At 73.1% G+C, this 17,656-nt stretch carries 21 protein-coding genes; 12 read left to right on the top strand and 9 right to left on the bottom strand.

All coding sequences use genetic code 11. The features are described from left to right. Nucleotides 1-12 precede the first annotated feature (12 nt). The gene (locus ACIP93_RS34335) at nucleotides 13-537 is read left to right on the top strand and encodes a CGNR zinc finger domain-containing protein (RefSeq protein ID WP_401765626.1); all 525 of its coding nucleotides are present in this window, start codon (nucleotides 13-15) and stop codon (nucleotides 535-537) included. 34 nt (nucleotides 538-571) lie between these two features. Here the strand turns inward: ACIP93_RS34335 and ACIP93_RS34330 are convergent, their stop codons facing one another. From ACIP93_RS34330 to ACIP93_RS34320, 3 genes are all read right to left on the bottom strand, one after another. After that, on the bottom strand, nucleotides 572-1,231 hold the full coding sequence (locus ACIP93_RS34330; protein WP_401765624.1) for a TetR/AcrR family transcriptional regulator: 660 nt from the start codon (nucleotides 1,229-1,231) through the stop codon (nucleotides 572-574). Nucleotides 1,232-1,415: 184 nt separating this feature from the next. Next, nucleotides 1,416-1,661, bottom strand: coding sequence for a DUF397 domain-containing protein (locus ACIP93_RS34325; RefSeq protein WP_401765623.1), 246 nt, complete (start codon nucleotides 1,659-1,661; stop codon nucleotides 1,416-1,418). Further along, entirely contained in the window at nucleotides 1,658-2,494 is an 837-nt protein-coding gene (locus ACIP93_RS34320) for a Scr1 family TA system antitoxin-like transcriptional regulator (RefSeq protein ID WP_401765672.1), read from the bottom strand. The genes ACIP93_RS34325 and ACIP93_RS34320 overlap by 4 nt, the downstream gene beginning before the upstream one ends. A gap of 146 nt (nucleotides 2,495-2,640) precedes the next feature. On the opposite strand from ACIP93_RS34320, the gene ACIP93_RS34315 reads away from it, so the two are divergent. The 4 genes from ACIP93_RS34315 to ACIP93_RS34300 all read left to right on the top strand — a co-directional run bounded on the left by ACIP93_RS34315 (nucleotide 2,641) and on the right by ACIP93_RS34300 (nucleotide 4,955). Further along, nucleotides 2,641-3,081 (top strand): hypothetical protein, encoded by a 441-nt coding sequence (locus tag ACIP93_RS34315; RefSeq protein ID WP_401765621.1) that lies wholly within the window; start codon nucleotides 2,641-2,643, stop codon nucleotides 3,079-3,081. 138 nt (nucleotides 3,082-3,219) lie between these two features. Further along, nucleotides 3,220-4,161, top strand: a complete 942-nt coding sequence (locus ACIP93_RS34310; protein WP_401765620.1) for a hypothetical protein — start codon at nucleotides 3,220-3,222, stop codon at nucleotides 4,159-4,161. Between the two features lie 141 nt (nucleotides 4,162-4,302). Further along, a complete protein-coding gene (locus tag ACIP93_RS34305) occupies nucleotides 4,303-4,566 on the top strand; it encodes a hypothetical protein (protein ID WP_345220447.1) in 264 nt (87 codons plus the stop codon). Further along, nucleotides 4,563-4,955 carry a hypothetical protein gene (locus tag ACIP93_RS34300; RefSeq protein ID WP_345220445.1) on the top strand — a complete coding sequence of 131 codons (393 nt, stop codon included), beginning with the start codon at nucleotides 4,563-4,565 and terminating at the stop codon, nucleotides 4,953-4,955. Before ACIP93_RS34305 ends, ACIP93_RS34300 begins: the two co-directional genes overlap by 4 nt. 68 nt (nucleotides 4,956-5,023) lie before the next feature. On the opposite strand, the gene ACIP93_RS34295 is transcribed toward ACIP93_RS34300, so the two are convergent. Both ACIP93_RS34295 and ACIP93_RS34290 read right to left on the bottom strand, forming a co-directional pair. Then, entirely contained in the window at nucleotides 5,024-6,934 is a 1,911-nt protein-coding gene (locus ACIP93_RS34295) for a serine/threonine-protein kinase (RefSeq protein ID WP_401765617.1), read from the bottom strand. A gap of 51 nt (nucleotides 6,935-6,985) precedes the next feature. Next, nucleotides 6,986-7,438 carry a hypothetical protein gene (locus ACIP93_RS34290; RefSeq protein ID WP_401765614.1) on the bottom strand — a complete coding sequence of 151 codons (453 nt, stop codon included), beginning with the start codon at nucleotides 7,436-7,438 and terminating at the stop codon, nucleotides 6,986-6,988. Between the two features lie 119 nt (nucleotides 7,439-7,557). On the opposite strand from ACIP93_RS34290, the gene ACIP93_RS34285 reads away from it, so the two are divergent. From ACIP93_RS34285 to ACIP93_RS34270, 4 genes are all read left to right on the top strand, one after another. Then, nucleotides 7,558-8,208, top strand: a complete 651-nt coding sequence (locus tag ACIP93_RS34285; protein WP_401765613.1) for a M15 family metallopeptidase — start codon at nucleotides 7,558-7,560, stop codon at nucleotides 8,206-8,208. A gap of 131 nt (nucleotides 8,209-8,339) precedes the next feature. Beyond that, nucleotides 8,340-8,933 carry a type 1 glutamine amidotransferase family protein gene (locus ACIP93_RS34280; RefSeq protein WP_401765611.1) on the top strand — a complete coding sequence of 198 codons (594 nt, stop codon included), beginning with the start codon at nucleotides 8,340-8,342 and terminating at the stop codon, nucleotides 8,931-8,933. Beyond that, nucleotides 8,930-9,430, top strand: a complete 501-nt coding sequence (locus ACIP93_RS34275) for a MarR family winged helix-turn-helix transcriptional regulator (protein ID WP_401765608.1) — start codon at nucleotides 8,930-8,932, stop codon at nucleotides 9,428-9,430. The genes ACIP93_RS34280 and ACIP93_RS34275 overlap by 4 nt, the downstream gene beginning before the upstream one ends. A gap of 112 nt (nucleotides 9,431-9,542) precedes the next feature. Continuing rightward, on the top strand, nucleotides 9,543-11,540 hold the full coding sequence (locus ACIP93_RS34270) for a protein kinase (RefSeq protein ID WP_401765669.1): 1,998 nt from the start codon (nucleotides 9,543-9,545) through the stop codon (nucleotides 11,538-11,540). Between the two features lie 10 nt (nucleotides 11,541-11,550). Here the strand turns inward: ACIP93_RS34270 and ACIP93_RS34265 are convergent, their stop codons facing one another. The 4 genes from ACIP93_RS34265 to ACIP93_RS34250 all read right to left on the bottom strand — a co-directional run bounded on the left by ACIP93_RS34265 (nucleotide 11,551) and on the right by ACIP93_RS34250 (nucleotide 15,638). Continuing rightward, the gene (locus ACIP93_RS34265; RefSeq protein WP_401765605.1) at nucleotides 11,551-12,198 is read right to left on the bottom strand and encodes a hypothetical protein; all 648 of its coding nucleotides are present in this window, start codon (nucleotides 12,196-12,198) and stop codon (nucleotides 11,551-11,553) included. A gap of 214 nt (nucleotides 12,199-12,412) precedes the next feature. Beyond that, nucleotides 12,413-13,144 carry a GntR family transcriptional regulator gene (locus tag ACIP93_RS34260; protein ID WP_401765603.1) on the bottom strand — a complete coding sequence of 244 codons (732 nt, stop codon included), beginning with the start codon at nucleotides 13,142-13,144 and terminating at the stop codon, nucleotides 12,413-12,415. Between the two features lie 167 nt (nucleotides 13,145-13,311). Next, nucleotides 13,312-14,673, bottom strand: a complete 1,362-nt coding sequence (locus ACIP93_RS34255) for an aspartate aminotransferase family protein (RefSeq protein ID WP_401765600.1) — start codon at nucleotides 14,671-14,673, stop codon at nucleotides 13,312-13,314. A 185-nt stretch (nucleotides 14,674-14,858) separates the two neighbouring features. Next, nucleotides 14,859-15,638 (bottom strand): SLATT domain-containing protein, encoded by a 780-nt coding sequence (locus tag ACIP93_RS34250; RefSeq protein ID WP_380837417.1) that lies wholly within the window; start codon nucleotides 15,636-15,638, stop codon nucleotides 14,859-14,861. Between the two features lie 318 nt (nucleotides 15,639-15,956). Here ACIP93_RS34250 and ACIP93_RS34245 point away from each other — a divergent pair, with 318 nt between their 5' ends. The 3 genes from ACIP93_RS34245 to ACIP93_RS34235 all read left to right on the top strand — a co-directional run bounded on the left by ACIP93_RS34245 (nucleotide 15,957) and on the right by ACIP93_RS34235 (nucleotide 17,649). Further along, complete coding sequence (locus ACIP93_RS34245) at nucleotides 15,957-16,292, top strand: YbaB/EbfC family nucleoid-associated protein (protein ID WP_345220425.1); 336 nt, start codon at nucleotides 15,957-15,959, stop codon at nucleotides 16,290-16,292. A 96-nt stretch (nucleotides 16,293-16,388) separates the two neighbouring features. Next, a complete protein-coding gene (recR, locus tag ACIP93_RS34240) occupies nucleotides 16,389-16,988 on the top strand; it encodes a recombination mediator RecR (protein WP_345220423.1) in 600 nt (199 codons plus the stop codon). Then, nucleotides 16,981-17,649, top strand: a complete 669-nt coding sequence (locus ACIP93_RS34235; RefSeq protein WP_345220419.1) for a DUF5063 domain-containing protein — start codon at nucleotides 16,981-16,983, stop codon at nucleotides 17,647-17,649. Before recR ends, ACIP93_RS34235 begins: the two co-directional genes overlap by 8 nt. Nucleotides 17,650-17,656: the final 7 nt, after the last annotated feature.

Here is a 17,656-nt window from a genome sequence, read left to right as displayed (position 1 = left end):
TGTCATGGTCTTGTGCAGCTCAACCCTTACGGCGCGGACGCGGTGAATCTCGCCGCGGACCTGGCCAACCGACGGCCCGGCAGCACGGAAGAGCTGGCGGACCGCTGCCGTGCTGCCGGGCTCGTACTGGAGCGCCCGGTGACGGCGGACGACCTCGACCGTGCCGGGGCCGCACTCGACGCCTGGGAGGAGGTCGTCGACGCCGCCGGGGAGCAGGAGCGCGCCGAGCTGCTCAACCGGATGCTGGCCGAGGCCGCCGCCTACCCACGGCTGACCTCCCACCCCGGCACCGGCTGGCATCTGCACTACCGGGACGAGGAGCAGCCGCTGGGCTCCGTCCTGTTCACGCTGTTCGCGGTCGGCACGGCGTTCCACCTGGCGGGCCGGGGCATGCACCGCCTGGGGCGCTGCGAGACGGCCGGATGCGCCACGGCCTTCGCCGACACGTCGCGCACCGGACGGCAGCGCTACTGCTCGCAGCGGTGCGCCAACCGTGACGCCGTCCGCCGGCACCGGGCGCGGTCGACGCCTGCCTGACCGGAGCGTGCTCCGGCCGGCCTGCGGCCTCTGCCTACGTCGTGGGGCGCAGGCAGGTGGAACAGTCGGGGGACGGGGAGAACAGGCCGTGGACGAGGGCCCGTGTCGTGCGGTCGAGGTCGGACTCGGGCAGGGCGGAGGGCAGCAGGGCGAGGGGGACGAGAGTGAGCAGGAGGACGGGGGCGTAGGCGGCGGGCGCGGGGGCCGGGGAGGCGGTGCCCGCCGTGTCCGGGGTGGTGAGGGGGGCGGAGTTCCTGGCGTAGTCGCTGAGGCGTTGGTGCAGCCAGGACTTCGCGGCCCAGTACAGGGGGTGGTCGCTTGTGCTCACGGCCTCCAGCAGTACGTCGGGGGAGCGTTGCCGGAGCGAGGCCGTGAGCGGGTGCTCGCGCAGGAGGCGGGTGGCGTACGTCAGTTGAGCGGCCAGCTCGCAGAGCGGCGGGAGCCGGGTGAACAGCGACTGCGGAGGTTCGGCGGCGTGCTGGAGGAGCATGTCGAGGCCGTAGGCGAGGGCTTCGGAGAGCAGCAGCCGGGGGCGGGGCCAGTGCCGGTAGAGAAGGCTCCGGTGGGTGCCCGCGAGCTGGGCGATGTTCTGGAGACCGGGCGTGCGGACGCCGCGTTCGGCCATGGCCTGGAGGGTGGCCTCGTACACGAGGCGCTGCGGAGGCGGGTCCATCACCCGGGGACGAGCGTTCATGCCACCAGCGTGGCCGCGTCCGCTGCTGCCGCGCGGCTGATACCCCACAAGATCACCCAGAGGTGGCGATCGGCGGGGGGTGCAGGAAAAGTGGGACGCTTTCGGGGGAAAGTGTCCCACTTTTCGGGAGGGGGGACTTTTTGGCGGGAGGAAGCACGTCACCGTCCGGGCCCGGACGGAGTGCTCAACGCACCAGAGCGCTGCCGAGGAACGCCGTCCAACTGGCGGAGGCGACGGTGAAGACGGGACTGGAGTCGCTCAGCTTGGAGTCACGGACGTGGACGGTGTGGGGGCACGCGGAGACCTCGACGCACTGCCCGCCGCCGCTGTCGCTGTAGGAGGATTTGTGCCATTCATAGGCCACTTCGAGGCACTCGCCTCCGCTGCTGCTGCTGTAGCTCGACTTGAACCACCGGAGGCTCTCGCTCATCTCTGCTCTCCTGCCAACCGCTCAATGAGGCCCAGTGATTCACGAGGGCCCAGGGCCTGTGACCGGATCTTCGCATACCGCTGGAAGTAGAGGCTGACCTTTGTCGGGTCCTCGATCAGGATGCTCTGGTCCTGTACTTCCAGATAGACCAGACGTTCATTGTCGAGCGTTTCGAGGACGGTGAGGTTGCCCCGGTCGCCCGCGTACTCGCCATAGCGGCCGCAGTCCTGTTTGAGCACATGGAGGGTGACGTTACGACGCCGGGCGCACGCGGCTAGATGCCGCATTTGCTCGCGCATGATGTTGTCGTTGCCCACCAGACGTGTCAGGACCGCCTCTTCGATGACCAGCTCGATCAGGGCTGTCGGCTCGCGGTCGAGCAATGCTTGCCGCTCCATGCGTGCCTGAACGAGTTCCTCCACGCGCGCCTCACGGGCCGGGGGGTAGCCGCCACTGATCAGCGCCCGTGCGTACGCTTCCGTCTGGAACAGCCCGTCGACCATCTGCATCGAGTAGAGGAGCAGTGTCGCCGCCCTGGCCTCCAGCCCCGCGAAGTCCTGGAACAGCGGTGGGAATTTCTCCCTGCGCACAGCAGTCCGCGCTTCCTCGAAGAAGCCGGAGCCCCCTCCCATGACCTCCTCCAGCCGGATCAGCATCTGATCGCTCGGCGGCTGCGCGCAGGTTTCCATCGCGCTGATCGCAGCTCCGCTGAAGCCCAGCTCCTGCCCGGTTCGTTCCTGCGACCAGCCCCTCTGTTTCCTGATGGCCAGGACCATCTTCGCTACCAGTCGTGCCGCCGGGCCTGCCGTTTCCTTGTTCTCCGCACGAGCCATCGCATTCACCGATTCACTCTCAACTGGCCTCAACCAGCCTCAACCAGTCCCCGCCGAATTCAACGCGGCACGACGGGAGTTGGCATTGTGCAACGGTCCGCCGAAGCCTATGGAAAACGTAAGTCAGGCCCCGCCAAGCTGTCAGCGTGAATACGCAAACTCGCGAACTAAACATCGACTGGATTCCCGCATCCGGCTTCCAGCTCCGCAAAGCGGGCGTGCAATTCGATGCCGTACGCATCGAAGGCGACGCGGGCCGACGCGTGGCGGAGGCGCTGGAGGAGATGACGGGCGGCGACCCCGGACCGATCGTCGCGGAGGTCAGGGGTGCGCGCGCCGTGTACTTCCTGGTCCGGGCCGGCAGCACGGGGTACCGGGCGTGGCCGCGGGGCGTGACCGTACTGAACTCCGGCCCGAACAGGGTCAGTTACATCCCGGTTCCCGCGCTCAGCGGCGGGACCTGGCCATTGGTGTGGTGGTGTCCGCCGAGTTCGGCCGGGCGGCGGGTGCATCTGGGACTGCTCGCCGGGACGGCGGACGCGGTGCTGGGGGAGGGGTCAGCGGAATCGGAGTCCTCACCCGTATGAGTGGGAAAGGCCAACTCGGCTTGCGTGGCGCGCTGTTGATGGTCGCGTAATGGTCACCGACACATCAACACACTGACATAAGTCGGCCCCGCGGTGTTCTCAGCACCCGGGGCCCGGCACCAGGAGAAGTGACCTCCGATGCAGATTCACCGTACCTCCCCCACGCGCGCCTTCACCGTCTTCCGGAATGAATTGCTGCGCGATTGCTCGATCTCCTGGTGCGCGGCAGGCGTACTGATGTACCTCATCAGCCTCCCCGAGGAAGCCCGCGCGTCCGTCCGCTCGCTGGCGGAGAAGCGCAAGGAGGGCCGCGCCCGGATCGCTTCCGCCCTGCGTGAGCTGGAGAAAGCCCGGTATCTGCGGCGCGAGGTGCGCAAGGACCCCGGGTCGGGGCAGCTCCGCACGGTGTACGTGGTGTTCGACAACCCGTACGACAGGGACGACGCGGAGCCCGTCGAGGCCGATCCCGGAAATGAACCCGAAAGTGGCCGGAACCCGGCCCCCGGTGACCCGGAGGCTCCCGCGACGGGCCCGAAACCCTTGGTTTCAAGCACCTCTTCCAAAGAACCTCCCTCCCTGGCGGAGGGCGGGGCCGACCCGGCCGTACGAACCGGCCGGGCCGCCCGCTTCCTGCACGGGCTCGGGCGGACCGCCCCCGCCCTGTCGCTGGGAGCCGCCGAGGCGCTGAAGCTCGCACCGCTGGTGGAGGTGTGGTGGGAGCGGGGGGCCAGTGACGCCGTGCTGACGAAGGCGCTGACGGCGGGGCTGCCCACGGAGGTGCACTCGGCCCCGAAGCTCCTCGCCGACCGGCTGCGGCGCAAGTGCCCGCCGGTGCCGCCCGCCCCGCCGGAACCGCTGCTGCGGCACGCGTGCGAGGGGTGCGGGGCGCGGCTGCCGCACGCGGGGCGGTGTGCGGCGTGCGTACGGGCGGCGGCGCGGGACAGCCGGGAGCCGGTGCCGGTCGCCGAGGGCGTGCTCGGGTTCATCGAGTCGGCCAGGCGGGGCGCGGAGGCGGCACGGGCCGCGATGCGGGGGCTGGGAGGGGACGCGCCGGCGCCGGGCGGCCTCGCGGCGGTGTAGCGGGGCGGGGCCCCGTACGCCCAAGGACTTCCGGCCCGGACCCGGGCCGGTGGAAGCAAGTAACCGAAGAAGCAGGAAGGGGTCCTTGTGACCGCATTGCTCGAACCACCCCAGGCGGTATACCGGCGGTATACTGTTGTCATGGCCGACACCACGATCAAGGTTGACCCCGACACCCGAGACCGGCTCATGGTCCTCGCCAGGGAGCGCGGCATGACCATGCGCGACCTGCTCACGGAGCTGGCCGGTGCCACGCCCACCCGTGAGGAGCTCCGCAAGCGGTACGAGGCGACCAAGACGTACTGCGAGACGCACTTCGGCGTGACGCTGACCGACGACGACCACGATCGGGCCGAACAGGCGTGGAAGGACTTGGAGGCCGGACGGCCCGTGGACAGCCTGTGACCCGATCCGTGGCGGTGGTCTACGACGAATCCGCGCTGCTCGCTCTGGGCCGGGGCAACCGGCTCGCCTCGCAGTTCCTGTCCAACACCGAGCACGGACCGACCCGGCACGTGTACGTGCCCGCCGTCTGCCTCGCCACGGCGGACGGTGTGCGCAAGGGGCTCGCGGACCACGTCGGAGCTCTGCCCGCCGCCGAGATCGTGGATCTGGATTTCGCAGGTGCCTCGGCGCTGGGCGCACTGCTCAGGGACGGGATCGCGATGCCGGTCGGACACGCCGTACATCTGTCCCGCCCCACTCTGGACTGGCCGGACGGGCGGCCGGTCGTAACGGTGGAGCCGGAGCTGTATGCCGACATGCCGCTGGTGCGAACCATCCGGCTGCCCTGAGGTGAGGGGGTGGGGCGCGCCCCACCCCCGGCGTGGCGACCGGCCCACCCACTCGCGGCGGGGCGGGATCAGCCCCCCGCCCCCCACTTCCGGGTGAACTGCCCGGGTTCGCTGTCCGTGCCCATGGAGAAGTCCTGGAGGAGCTCCTTGCCCTCGTGGCGGATGATCCGCAGGTTCCGCGAGGTCGTGTCCCGTGGGCACTGCTGGTCGGAGGTGTCGCGGTCGAGGGTCATCGGGCCGAGCACCAGCAGGTTCCCCGCGCCGCCGACGGTCGCCGTCTTCACGCACAGCACGTCGCCCGGCAGCGGGCTGCCCTCGGCGTCCGTGCGGGGCATGGTCTCGTCGATCCGGACGAGCGGGGCCCCGACCGGCCCCTGGCTGACGGTCAGGGTGGTCCGGTAGCGGTCCTGCTGCTCGCGCGGCAGCTCCTTGAACGGCACGCTCTGCCAGACCCCGACGAACCGCGCGGGCACCGCCTCCGGTCCCGCCTTCGCCCGCTTCAGCGTGGCGGTGAGCTGTCCGGACCTCCACTCCAGTACGTCGGCCGAGCGCAGGGTGAGGGTCTGGCGGGCGGCGGGGGCGCACCGCTTGGCGGGCACGCCGGTGGTCACGTTGCTCTCGCCGAGCTCCACCGCGTCGGCGCTGGCCGAGACCAGTACCGACCGGCCCATGCACAGCAGGTCCGGGCCGACCTGGACGTACGTTCCGGCCTTGTCCCCGGCCCGCCCCTGGGCGAGCTCGATCCGCCGGGTCTCGCTCGGCATGTCCTGGTCCCCGCGTACGACGCCCTCCCACGCCCCGAGGAACGCGGCGGGCACGGCACCGGCGTCCTGTGCGGGGCGGGTGGGCGAGGGGGAGGCCCCGCCGCCCGCCGCACCCGGCGCCTCCTTGTCCCGCGCCTGGTGGGCGGCGAAGGCCCCGCCCGCGGCGAGCGCCAGCACCGCGCAGACGGCGAGGACGGCCCGGTGCCGGCGGCGGGGCGGGGCGGCGGTGGGGGAGTCGGGCGTGCTGGTCCCCTCAGGGGGTGCGAGGGATGCGGCCGCGCGCTCCTCGTCGCCCGCCGTGCCCCGTACCTCGAAGTCCAGCAGTTCGGCGTTGCGCTCGCCGATCAGCGCCAGCACCCCGGCGGGCAGCCACGGCCCCGGCGGGGGCGACAGGTGCGCGGCGATCGTCGCGGCGTCGGGGCGGGCGGCGGGGTCCTTGCGCAGACAGGCCCGCACCAGACCGGCCAGGTCCTCGGGCAGGTCCTCCGCCCCGGGCAGCCGCGGCTCGTCGTGCGCGATGCGGAACATCACCGAGTGCGCCCCGCTGGCCCCGTCCCCGAAGGGCTGCGTCCCGCTCGCCGCGTACGCCAGCAACGACCCGAGGCAGAAGATGTCGGAGGCCGTGCCGACCCGCTCGCCGCGCACCTGCTCCGGCGACATGAACCCGGGCGACCCGAGCAGCTCGCCGGTGCCGGTGAGGGTGAGCGCGCCCTCCCCGGTGACCGCGTCCAGCGCCCGCGCGATGCCGAAGTCGATGATGCGCGGGCCCTGCACGGCCAGCAGGACGTTCGACGGCTTGAGGTCCCGGTGGACGAGACCCCCGGCGTGGATGGCCTCCAGCGCCTGCGCCAGCCCGTGCGCCAGGACCCGTACCGTGTCGGGCGGCAGCGGACCGAACTCCCGGCCCACGACGTCACGGAGGGACGGCCCCGGGACGTACGCGGTCGCCACCCACGGCACTTCGGCCTCCGTGTCGGCGTCGATGACCTCCGCCGTCCAGAGGCCGCCCGCGCGCCGGGCCGCCGCGACCTCCCGGGCGAACCGCTCCCGGAAGGCGGGCTGCTGCGCCAGGTCCGGCTGGACGAGTTTGACGGCGACGGTGCGCCCCCCGGCCGACCGCGCGAGGAACACGCGGCCCATGCCGCCCGCCCCGAGCCGGGCGAGCAGCCGGAACGGTCCCACCCGAGCGGGGTCTTCGGCTCTCAGCGCATCCACGGCGGCATGATCCCACGCGGCGCGGCGGGCGGCCGAGGGCCTCCGGGAGGGTCAGCCGGCGGCGCGGGTCAGGCGGCCGGTCTCGTTGTCCTCGACGGTGGCGGTGGTGCTGGTGACGCGGGTCGGGCGGGACGGGTCCTCGCACCGGGGGTCGCTCAGGACGGTCGCGCCCCACGTCGACCGGAAGAGGACGGAGGGGGAGGGGTCGCCGAAGTAGCGGCGGATCTCCCACTGTCCGGTGCCGTTGGCCTCGTCCGTCCGCAGCCGGAACCTGTCGTGCGTGAGGTGCACGAGGAAACCGGCGCTGACGGGGCGGTTGTAGTGGTCGAAGTGGACGCGTCCCACGTACATCCCGCCGAGGTCTCCCTGGTCCGCCCAGTCGGCGGCGGTGCCGCCGCATTCGAGAGCGGGAGCGGGAGCGGAGGCGGCCCCGGCGGGGGCGGCGGCGAGGAGGGCGGTGGTCAGGGCGGCCGCGCTCAGGGCGGCGGCGAGGGGGCGGTTCATGCGGAACATCCTGTTCCAGTACGCCGGGCCGCCGCGCGGGGGAACTCCGAATGGACGCGGGGGCGAGGGAGCGCGAGAAGGCGTGCGGAGGCGGGTGTGCGCCGGGCATGATCCCCGTTATGACTGCTGCCGAGATCGTTCTGATGGCCGACCCCCGCATAGCCGCCGTGCCGGTGCGGGACTGCGGCGAACCGCTGGTCGACGTACGGGAGTCCGGGCTGGAGCTGAGGCCGGAGCGGGCGGACGGGGTGGAGGCGTACGCGCTGCTGCGGTCGGGCGTCGTCGAACGGCTGCTGAAGGCACAGGAGCTGCTGCCCGACGGGCTGCGCCTGGTGATCGTGGAGGGTTACCGGACGCCGGCGCTCCAGCGGGAGTACTTCGAGGAGTACGAGGAGGAACTGCGCGGCCTGCACCCGGACTGGCCCGCCTCCCGCGTCCGGTCCGCGGCCAGCCGCTATGTGTCGCCGCCCGAGATCGCCCCGCACAGCGCGGGCGGCGCGGTCGACCTGACACTCGCGGACGCGGCGGGCGTCGAGCTGGACATGGGCACGCCGATGAACGCGAGCCCGGAGCAGAGCGGCGGCGCGTGCTACACGGAGGGTCCGGGCGTGGGCGCCGCCGCGCGGGCGAACCGGGCGGTGCTGGGCGCGGCGCTGGACGCGGCGGGCCTGGTCAACTACCCGACGGAGTGGTGGCACTGGTCGTACGGGGACAGGTACTGGGCCCTGGCCCGGGGCGAGCGGGCGGCCCTGTACGGGCCCCGGGGCTGAGGCGGCCCGGTCCGGACGCGTTGCGCGTCAACACCGTTCCGGTGCAAGGGCGTTGACAGTGAACTGTCGTGATGACAGCCTGCTGTCATCGGCCCGTCGGGGCCGCGTTCCACGATCTCCAGGAGACGTCCATGTCCCGCAAGACCGTGCACCTCGCCGTCTACGACACCTACGCCGACTGGGAGTCCGGCCACATCACCGCCGAGCTGGGCGACCAGGGGTACACGGTCAGGACCGTCGCCCTCACTCCGGAGCCCGTCACCACCAAGGGCGGCCTCCGCGTCCTCCCGGACCTCGTCCTCGCCGACCTCCGGCCCGAGGACAGCGCGCTGCTCATCCTGACCGGCGCCGAACTCTGGGACGAGGGCGTGGAGCTGGAGCCCTTCGCCAAGGCCGCCCGGACCTTCCTCGACGCCGGGGTGCCCGTCGCCGCCATCTGCGGGGCGACCGCGGGGCTGGCCCGTGAAGGGCTCCTCGACGACCGCCCGCACACCAGCAACGTCTCCTTCTACCTCGACGCCACCGGGTACCGGGGCGCCGCCCACTACGTCGACACCGACGCCCTCACCGACGGCGACCTCATCACCGCCAACAGCACCCAGCCCGAGGCCTTCGCCCGCGAGATCCTGCGCCGCCTCGACGTGTTCCCGCCGGAGAAGCTGGACGCCTGGTACCGGCTGTTCCACGACTCCGACCCCGCCGCGTACGAGGTCCTCGCGTCGTGACGTCCCCGCGCCCGGGCGCCCGCTCCCCGGAGACCCCCGCCCAGCAGCTCCTCACCCGTACCGCGCTCGGCGTGTTCCACCTCAACGGCCGGTTCGTGGCCGTCTCCGACCGGATGGCCCGCGAGGTGGGCCTCACCGCCGCCTGGTGGCAGGTGCTGGGGGCCGTCGACCGCGCGCCGGCCCCCGTCGCGGCCGTCGCCCGCACCATGGGCATCACCCGCCAGAGCGTGCAGCGCATCGCCGACGTCCTGGTGGAGCGGGGCCTCGCGGAGTACGCCGACAACCCCGCCCATCGCCGAGCCAAGCTGCTGCGCGTCACCGGGGAGGGGACGGACGCGCTCCGCCGGTGCAACCCCGCCCACGAGGCCCTGGCGGACCGGCTGCGCGCGGAGCTGGGCGAGGAGGGCTTCGCGGAGACCGTCCGCGTCCTGGAGCGCCTCTCGGCGGCGATGGACACGGTGCCCCCGGCATTCCCCTCCCCACCGGCCGCGCCATGAGGGACACTCGGTGACGAAACGGTAGCGATCGGCAGACTTCTCCGTCGTACGACGGCACTATCCTCGGCCCATCGCTGTCGCGTCGGGGGAGGGTGGCACAGCAGTCATGGCCATGGAGAAACTGGGGCCCGTCGACCCCCAACACATCGGCGCCTACCGTCTGTTGGCCCGGCTCGGTGCGGGCGGGATGGGCCAGGTCTACCTGGCCCGCTCCGACCGCGGCCGTACCGTCGCCGTGAAGCTCGTACGGCGCGAACTCGCCGAACAGGAGGAGTTCCGCTCCCGGTTCCGCCAGGAGGTGCGGGCGGCGCGGCGCGTCGGCGGGCACTGGACGGCTCCCGTGCTGGACGCGGACACCGAGGCCGAGGTGCCGTGGGTGGCCACGGGTTACGTCGCCGGTCCCACCCTCCAGCAGGTCGTCTCCGGCGGGCACGGGCCGCTGCCCGAGCGCTCGGTGCTGATCCTGGCGGCCGGTCTCGCCCGCGCCCTGAAGGACATCCACGCGGCGGGCCTCATCCACCGCGACCTGAAGCCCTCCAACGTCCTGGTCACCATCGACGGCCCCCGCGTCATCGACTTCGGCATCGCCCGCGCGCTGGAGACGGTCACCGACAGCGGGCTGACGCGGACGGGCGCGCTGGTCGGCTCGCCCGGGTTCATGGCCCCCGAGCAGATCCGGGGCGACCGGGTCACCGCCGCCTGCGACGTGTTCTGTCTCGGTTCCGTGCTCGCGTACGCGGCGACCGGACGGCTTCCCTTCGGTACGACGCACAGCGGCGTCCACGCGCTGATGTTCCGCATCGCGCAGGAGCCGCCGGACCTGGCGGACGTGCCGGAATCCCTGCACGACCTGATCCGCGACTGCCTCCAGAAGGCACCGGAGGCGCGCCCGGGCCTGGACGCGGTCCTGGCCCGCACCGGCCCGGCGCAGGCCCCGGGCGAACCGTGGCTTCCGGCGTCGCTGGTGGCCCAACTGGGCGCGCACGCGGTGCAGTTGCTGGACCTGGAGAACCCGACGACGTCCTTGCCCGGGGCGGGGCCCGGGTCCGATCCCAGGTCTGATCCCGGGGCCGGGCCCGGAGCCGGGGTGCGGACGCCGACGATCGGTGTCGGGACTCCGCTGCCGCCCGGGACGCAGCCCCCCGGGGGCAACGTGCACGCGCTGCCCACGATGAGCGTCGGCCCGCGGCCGGGCGGCCCGCCCCCCGGCGACCCGAGCGGCGCCGGTACGAGCGGCCGGGCCCCCTCCGCACACCCCGGCGCACCGGGCTCCGCCGGACCGCCCGCCCCCGGGACCCCCGGCGCGTCCGGCACTCCCGGCGCCTCCGGCAGCGCGGTGCCGCCGCGTGCCGCCCCGGGCCCGGGGCTCCCCGCGCTCCCGCCCGCCGCCCCCGCCCCGTACGGCTACCCCGGCGCCCCCGCCCCGCAGGCCGCCTACGCCTACCCGCCGAGCGGCTTCGACCCGTACGGCAGGCCCACCCCGCCCGGCGGCTACGGCTACCCGGGCCCGGCTCCCGGCCCGGCCCCGGAGCCCCCGGCGCAGCGCAGCAGGCGTTCCACGGCGGCCCTGGTCGTCGTCGCGGTCGTCGTCGCGCTCGCGGCGGGCGGCTCGGTGTACGCGTTCATGCGGGGCGACGGCCAGGACAGACCGCCGGCCGCCGTCGGCACGTCCGACGACAAGCCCTCCCCGCGGGGCTCGGCGTCCTCCTCGGGCGGCGTCCCCTCCAGCGGCACGGTCACCACGCCCCCGCCCACCTCGGCCGACCCGGCCGGAACGATTCCCTCCGAATTCCTCGGAACCTGGCACGGCACGGTGAGCGGGGACTCGGGGACGAGCACCCGCGACCTCACGCTCCGGCAGGGGCGGTCCGGCGAGACGGTGATGTCGCTGGTGGCGGAGGGGGCCTCGTTCCGCTGCCTGTTCGAGGCGGAACTCGCCGCGGACCCGCCGCCGGGCGGGCCGGTCCGGCTGGGCCCGTCCCGGGTGGTGACGGGCCCGGCCGCGTCCTGCTCACCGGGCCGGGCGTCGGAGGTGGTGCTCCTGCCGGACGGCAGAATGCGCCGTACGACCCCGGACAACAGGTCCGTCACCTACACCCGGTCGGACTGATCCCGGTACGTCAACTGAAGACGATCATGGAGCCCTGGCCCAGGCTCCGCGTGGTGGCGGCGTGCAGCCCCAGCCAGACGTGCCGTTCGCGCGCGAAGGGCGAGGGGTCCGTCACCGGGGCCGCGGGCTCGTCCAGCGCGGTCGGCCCGGCGGGCGGCAGCGGGGGCGCGGGCGGGTTCGCCGGATCGATGCCGATCGCGGGGGCGACGTACTCCAGCTCCCGCAGGAGTCCCTGGGCGGAGCCCAACGGGCCGCCTCCGACGAGGAGTTCCTCGTTGGAGAGGGGGGCCGGGAAGTCGACCGGGACGTACGCCCCCGCGTGGTCGAAGTGCCAGACCAGGTGCGAGTGGAGCGCCGTCTCCTCGAAGATTTCGAGCAACTGCTCGTAGTCGCCGCCCAGTTCGTCGACCGGGGTCACCGCGAGCCCGCGCGCCTGGAGCATGTACGCGCGCCGCAGCAGGTGCAGGGCGTCGTAGTCGAAGCCCGCGACCGGGGCCACGTCGCCGGACAGGCCCGGCATGTACGGGAAGATCGGGACCGTCGGCAGACCGGCGTCGGTGAGTGCCTTGTCGTAGGCGGCGATCTCTTCGGCGAAGGGGTTGTCGGGGCTCTGGCAGAGGATGTCGACAAGGGGGACCAGCCACAGGTCACAGGCCAAGGGGTGCGCTCCTCCACGGTCCGGGAAGTGTCGGGGATGTCCGGGGCTCCCGGCCCCGTGGTCGGCGACCGGTCGGTCCAGGCAGCGTAATGCCATGTGTGCGCCGAGCGAAGACCACCGGCGACAAGCCCCGGGCCGGCCGCTCCAGCGACGCCCGCGCCGCCACCGGGCGGACCGCCCCGCCGGTGTCCGCGCCCGCGCCGGTACGGCGGCCTCAGAAGCCCGGTGGGCCCGCGTACCCGCCGCGCCCCTCCAGCCGGTCCGCCCATCCGAGCGCCCGCTCGTCGTGCTCGGCGAGGAGCGCGTACACCCCCTCCTCGTCCCCCCGGGCGAGCGCCGCGACCACCTCCTCGTGCCGGCTCCACAGCCCGCCCGCGCCGCTGCCCGGCGCGTGCCGCAGGAGTTCCGCGCGCAGCCGGGATATGGAGAACACCCAGCAGCGGACCCGGAGCTGGTGGAGGAAGGCGGCTATGTGGGGGTTGCCGACCATGGTCGCCAGCTCGCTCCAGAAGCGCAGGTCGTAGCCGATCAGGACGTCCAGGTCCCCGGCGCCCGCCGCTCGGGCGGCCTCCTCGGCGCGGCGGCGCAGCACCGCCAGCCGGTCGGGCGCGAGGTCGCTCGCGGCGATGGCCAGCCGGCCCCGGACCCCGGCGACGACGAGCGAGCGGGCCTCGACCATGCCCCGGAACTCGGCGACGCTGTACTCCCGCACCCGGAAGCCCTTGTGCTGGTCGGACTCCAGCAGGCCCTGCGCCGCGAGGTCGAAGAGGGCCTCGCGCACCGGGGTCGCGGAGACCTCGTACTGCTCGGCGATGTGCTTGACGGTGAACTCGCGGCCGGGCGGCAGGCGTCCCGCCAGGACCTCGTCCCTCAGCGCGTCGGCGAGCTGCTGGCGCAGCGTGCTGCGGTGCACGATCCCGCGCGCACCGGCTCCGCTCGCGGGCATGGTGTCTCCCCCTTCGTCCGCTCCGGACACCTTATGGGGCGTTCGGAGCGGGACAAGGGGGAAGATCACATTCCGTTACGCGGCCGGGTCCGCGGTCCGGTCCGCGGCCGAAATCGCAGCCGCAGCCGAAGCCAAAGGCGCACCCGAAGCCGCGGCCGGCGGGACGATCACGCCGTGTGCTCGTCCGCCACCGCGAGCGCCTCGTCGAGCGCGGCCAGGCCCTCCTTCGCCTCGGCCTCGGTGACGTTGCACGGCGGGACGACATGGGTGCGGTTCATGTTGATGAAGGGCCACAGGCCGTTCTTCTTGCAGGCCGCGCCGAAGGCCGCCATGGGGGCGGCGTCCGCGCCGGTCGCGTTGTACGGGACGAGCGGCTCGCGGGTCTCGCGGTTCCTGACCAGCTCCAGCGCCCAGAACATGCCGGTGCCGCGCACCTCGCCGATGCTCGGGTGCCGCTCCGCGAGGTCGCGCAGGCCGGGGCCGATGACGCTCGCGCCGATGTGGGCGGCGTTCTCGACGACCTTCTCCTCCTCCATCACCCGGATCGTGGCGACGGCGGCGGCGCAGGCCAGCGGGTGCCCGGAGTAGGTGAGGCCGCCCGGGAAGGCCCGCTTCTCGAAGGTCTCGGCGATCGCGCCGGAGATGGCGACGCCGCCCAGCGGCACGTAACCGCTGTTGACGCCCTTGGCGAAGGTCATCAGGTCCGGTACGACGTCGTCGTGCTCGGCGGCGAACCACTTGCCGGTCCGCCCGAAGCCCGCCATGACCTCGTCCAGCACGAACACGATCCCGTACCGGTCGCAGAGCTCGCGCACGCCCTGGAGGTAGCCGGGGGGCGGCGTCATGATCCCGGCGGTGCCGGGGACGGTCTCCAGGACGATCGCGGCGACGCCGGCCGGCCCCTCGAAGACGATGGTGTCCTCCAGGTGCTGGAGGGCGCGGGCGCACTCCTCCTCCTGGGTCGCGGAGTAGAACGCGGACCGGTAGAGGAACGGCGCCCAGAAGTGGACGGTGCCCGACGACCCGTTGTCGGAGGCCCAGCGGCGCGGGTCACCGGTGAGGTTGATGGCCGTGTTCGTCGCGCCGTGGTACGAGCGGTAGGCGGCCAGCACCTTGTGGCGGCCGGTGTGCAGGCGGGCCATGCGCACCGCGTTCTCGACGGCCTCCGCCCCGCCGTTGGTGAAGAAGATCTTGTCGAGGTCGCCGGGGGTGTGCGAGGCGATGAGGCGTGCGGCCTCGGACCGGGCCTCGACGGCGAACGCGGGCGCGAAGGTGGTCATCTTCGCGGCCTGCTCCTGGATCGCCCGGACGACCTCGGGGTGCTGGTAGCCGATGTTGGTGAAGACGAGGCCGCTGGTGAAGTCGAGGTAGCGGTTGCCCTCGTAGTCCCAGAAGTACGACCCCTCCGCGCCGGCGACGGCCAGGGGGTCGATCAGGCCCTGCGCGGACCAGGAGTGGAACACGTGCGCCCGGTCCGCGGCCTTGACGGCTGCGCCCTGGGCCGGGTCGGGGGTGAGATGAGGGGTCATGGGGGGAGGGTAGATCGCCCCGGGCGGCAGGGGCCATGGCCATCCTGTACGGGATGGGCCGCCCGGATCGGCAGGGTGTCGAGGCAGACCCCCGCCGGAGCCCCGGGGGGCCGCGGGGAGGCGGGCCCCGCGGGGGGCGCTCCGCCGTCGGCCGGGGAGGGCGGGCCCGCGCCGGCGCGGCCCCGCTAGCGGGGCGGCTCCGGAGGGCGCTGGCGGGGCATGTTCGGGCGGGCGCCCGGGGGGAGGGGGATGCGGCTCGGGTGCGGAACGCCGGGCTCCGGGCGGGCCGGGGACGCGCCCAGGGTCTGCATGACCAGGGGAGCGGGCCCCGAGCGGAACTCGACCATCCAGTCCGTCGTCTCCACCCGGATCAGCTCGGTGATGTCCTCGGTGAAGCGCCGCAGCACCCCCAGGCACCGCTCCGCGGCCTCGCTCGCCGTGCCCTCCGTCGGCCCCAGGATCTCCCGTACGCTCTCCGACGCCCAGTCGAACTGCAGGGCCGTCAGCCGCCGCTGCACCGCCTGCGCGGTGGCCATGTCCCGCATCCACCCCGAGGTCAGCCCGAAGTACCGGTCGCAGGCCAGGCACGCGGCCCCCGCCAGCAGCGCCAGATACCCCCATCCCGCGCCCCCGGCGACCGTGCCCGTCAGGTCGAGCAGGGGCAGCGAGGCCCCGGCCACCACCCCCACCGCCGTGCCGATCCGCAGCGCCCGCGCGCCCCGCCGCTTCCAGCCCCGGTCGGCGAGGTACCAGCGGGCCGTGCGCAGCGCTCCCGCCTCCACCCACCGGTACAGCTCGTCCAGCCGCTCCGCGGGCTCGCCCCAGTCACCGAGCGGAAAGGGCCGGCCGGCGAGGTCCTCGGCGTCCCAGCCCCACTCTTCCCCGCCGTTCCCGGCGAAATCGTGACCGGAACCGGCGTCGTGCCGGGCCGGCGGCCCCTCGGGCTGCATCTCCGGCTGACTCACCGGGCACTCCTCTGCTCTTCTGCTCTGAGAGTTCCGCACCGGGAACGCCGTACGGCGAACCGGCAAACTGCTCCGTACGGGTGCGCTTGCCCTTCCTACCGCCGCAGGGCGCGCCCTGGGGCCGTTGTCCCGGTATTTCCCCCCGTACGAGGCCGTGAACAGGTGGAGGAGCCGAAGCGCCGTCACTCGAAAGAGTCAGCTCGTACGGCGTGCGGCGGGCCGTCGGGCGACCACGTAGGCTCGGATCGACCGACCTTTCGACCCGTACGCGTTCCCCGTGATCCGTACGAGGTCCTCCCGACCCGTAGGAGACATGCCGTGATCCCCGGTGGTGGCCAGCCCAACATGCAGCAGCTGCTCCAGCAGGCCCAGAAGATGCAGCAGGACCTCGCCCAGGCGCAGGAGGAGCTCGCCCGCACCGAGGTGGACGGCACCGCCGGCGGCGGCCTGGTCAAGGCGACCGTCAACGGCTCCGGTGAGCTGCGCGGCCTGGTGATCGACCCGAAGGCCGTGGACCCGGAGGACACCGAGACCCTCGCGGACCTCGTCGTCGCCGCCGTCCAGGCCGCGAACGACAACGCCCAGACCCTCCAGCAGCAGAAGCTCGGCCCGCTCACCCAGGGCCTCGGCGGGATGCCGGGCCTGCCCTTCTAGGGCGAGCCGCCGGCCCGCGGCCCTTCTGCGCGGGCCCCCGCAGCAACTACCGTACGAACCGAGCACGACCGCAGGAAAGAACAGGAAAGGCACTCCGTGTACGAAGGCGTGGTCCAGGACCTCATCGACGAGTTGGGCAGGCTGCCCGGCGTCGGTCCCAAGAGCGCGCAGCGGATCGCCTTCCACATCCTCCAGGCCGAGCCGACGGACGTCCGCCGGCTCGCGCACGCCCTGCTGGAAGTCAAGGACAAGGTCCGCTTCTGCGCGGTGTGCGGGAACGTGGCGCAGGAGGAGCGGTGCAACATCTGCCGCGACCCGCGCCGCGACCAGACCGTCATCTGTGTCGTGGAAGAGCCCAAGGACGTGGTCGCGATCGAGCGGACGCGGGAGTTCCGGGGGCGCTACCACGTGCTGGGCGGCGCGATCAGCCCCATCGAGGGCGTCGGCCCGGACGACCTGCGGATCAGGGAACTGCTCGCCCGCCTCGCCGACGGCTCCGTCACCGAGCTCATCCTGGCGACGGACCCGAACCTGGAGGGCGAGGCCACGGCCACCTACCTGGCGCGGATGATCAAACCCATGGGTTTGAAGGTCACCCGGCTGGCCAGTGGTCTCCCCGTAGGGGGAGATCTTGAGTACGCCGACGAGGTCACGCTCGGGCGTGCCTTCGAGGGGAGACGATTGCTGGATGTCTGAAGCCACCGCCGCAGCGACGCCTGTCGGCACCGAAGCCGAACCGGACGACTTCGCCGTCCAGATCGCCGACCAGATCGAGAGCTTCCTCCTCACCGTCACGGAAGTGGCGAAGGGCGACGAGCCGGACAGCGCGGTGCCCTTCCTGCTCCTGGAGGTGTCCCAGCTCCTGCTCGCGGGCGGCCGACTGGGCGCGCACGAGGACATCGTCCCGGACGAACGGTACGAGCCGGACCTCGGCCCCGAGCCGGACGTCGACGACCTGCGCATCCGCTTCGCGCGCATGCTGGAGCCGATCGACGTCTACTCCGAGGTCTTCGACCCGTACGAGCCGCGCAAGGCGCCCGTCCCCTGCCGGATCTCCGACGACCTCGCCGACATCGTCACCGACCTGCGGCACGGCCTCGCGCACTACCGCGCGGGCCGCACGTCCGAGGCGCTGTGGTGGTGGCAGTTCTCCTACTTCTCCAACTGGGGCTCCACCGCCTCGGCCTGCCTGCGCGCCCTCCAGTCCCTGGTGGCGCACGTCCGCCTCGACCAGCCGCTCCAGGAGCTGGACGGCCTGGACACCGATGAGGACCTGGGCGAGAAGGACCTGGAGGAGGAGGCGGGCCGCGTGATGCTGGAGGAGATCGCGGGCCCGCTGGGGCTGCGGACCACGTAGCGGACGC

Origin of the sequence: Streptomyces sp. NPDC088745 (assembly GCF_044751045.1) — a bacterium.
Classification (GTDB): Bacteria; Actinomycetota; Actinomycetes; order Streptomycetales; family Streptomycetaceae; genus Streptomyces; species Streptomyces cremeus.
The sequence above is the reverse complement of the archived record's forward strand: the minus strand, read 5'-3'. Positions and strand labels throughout refer to the sequence as shown.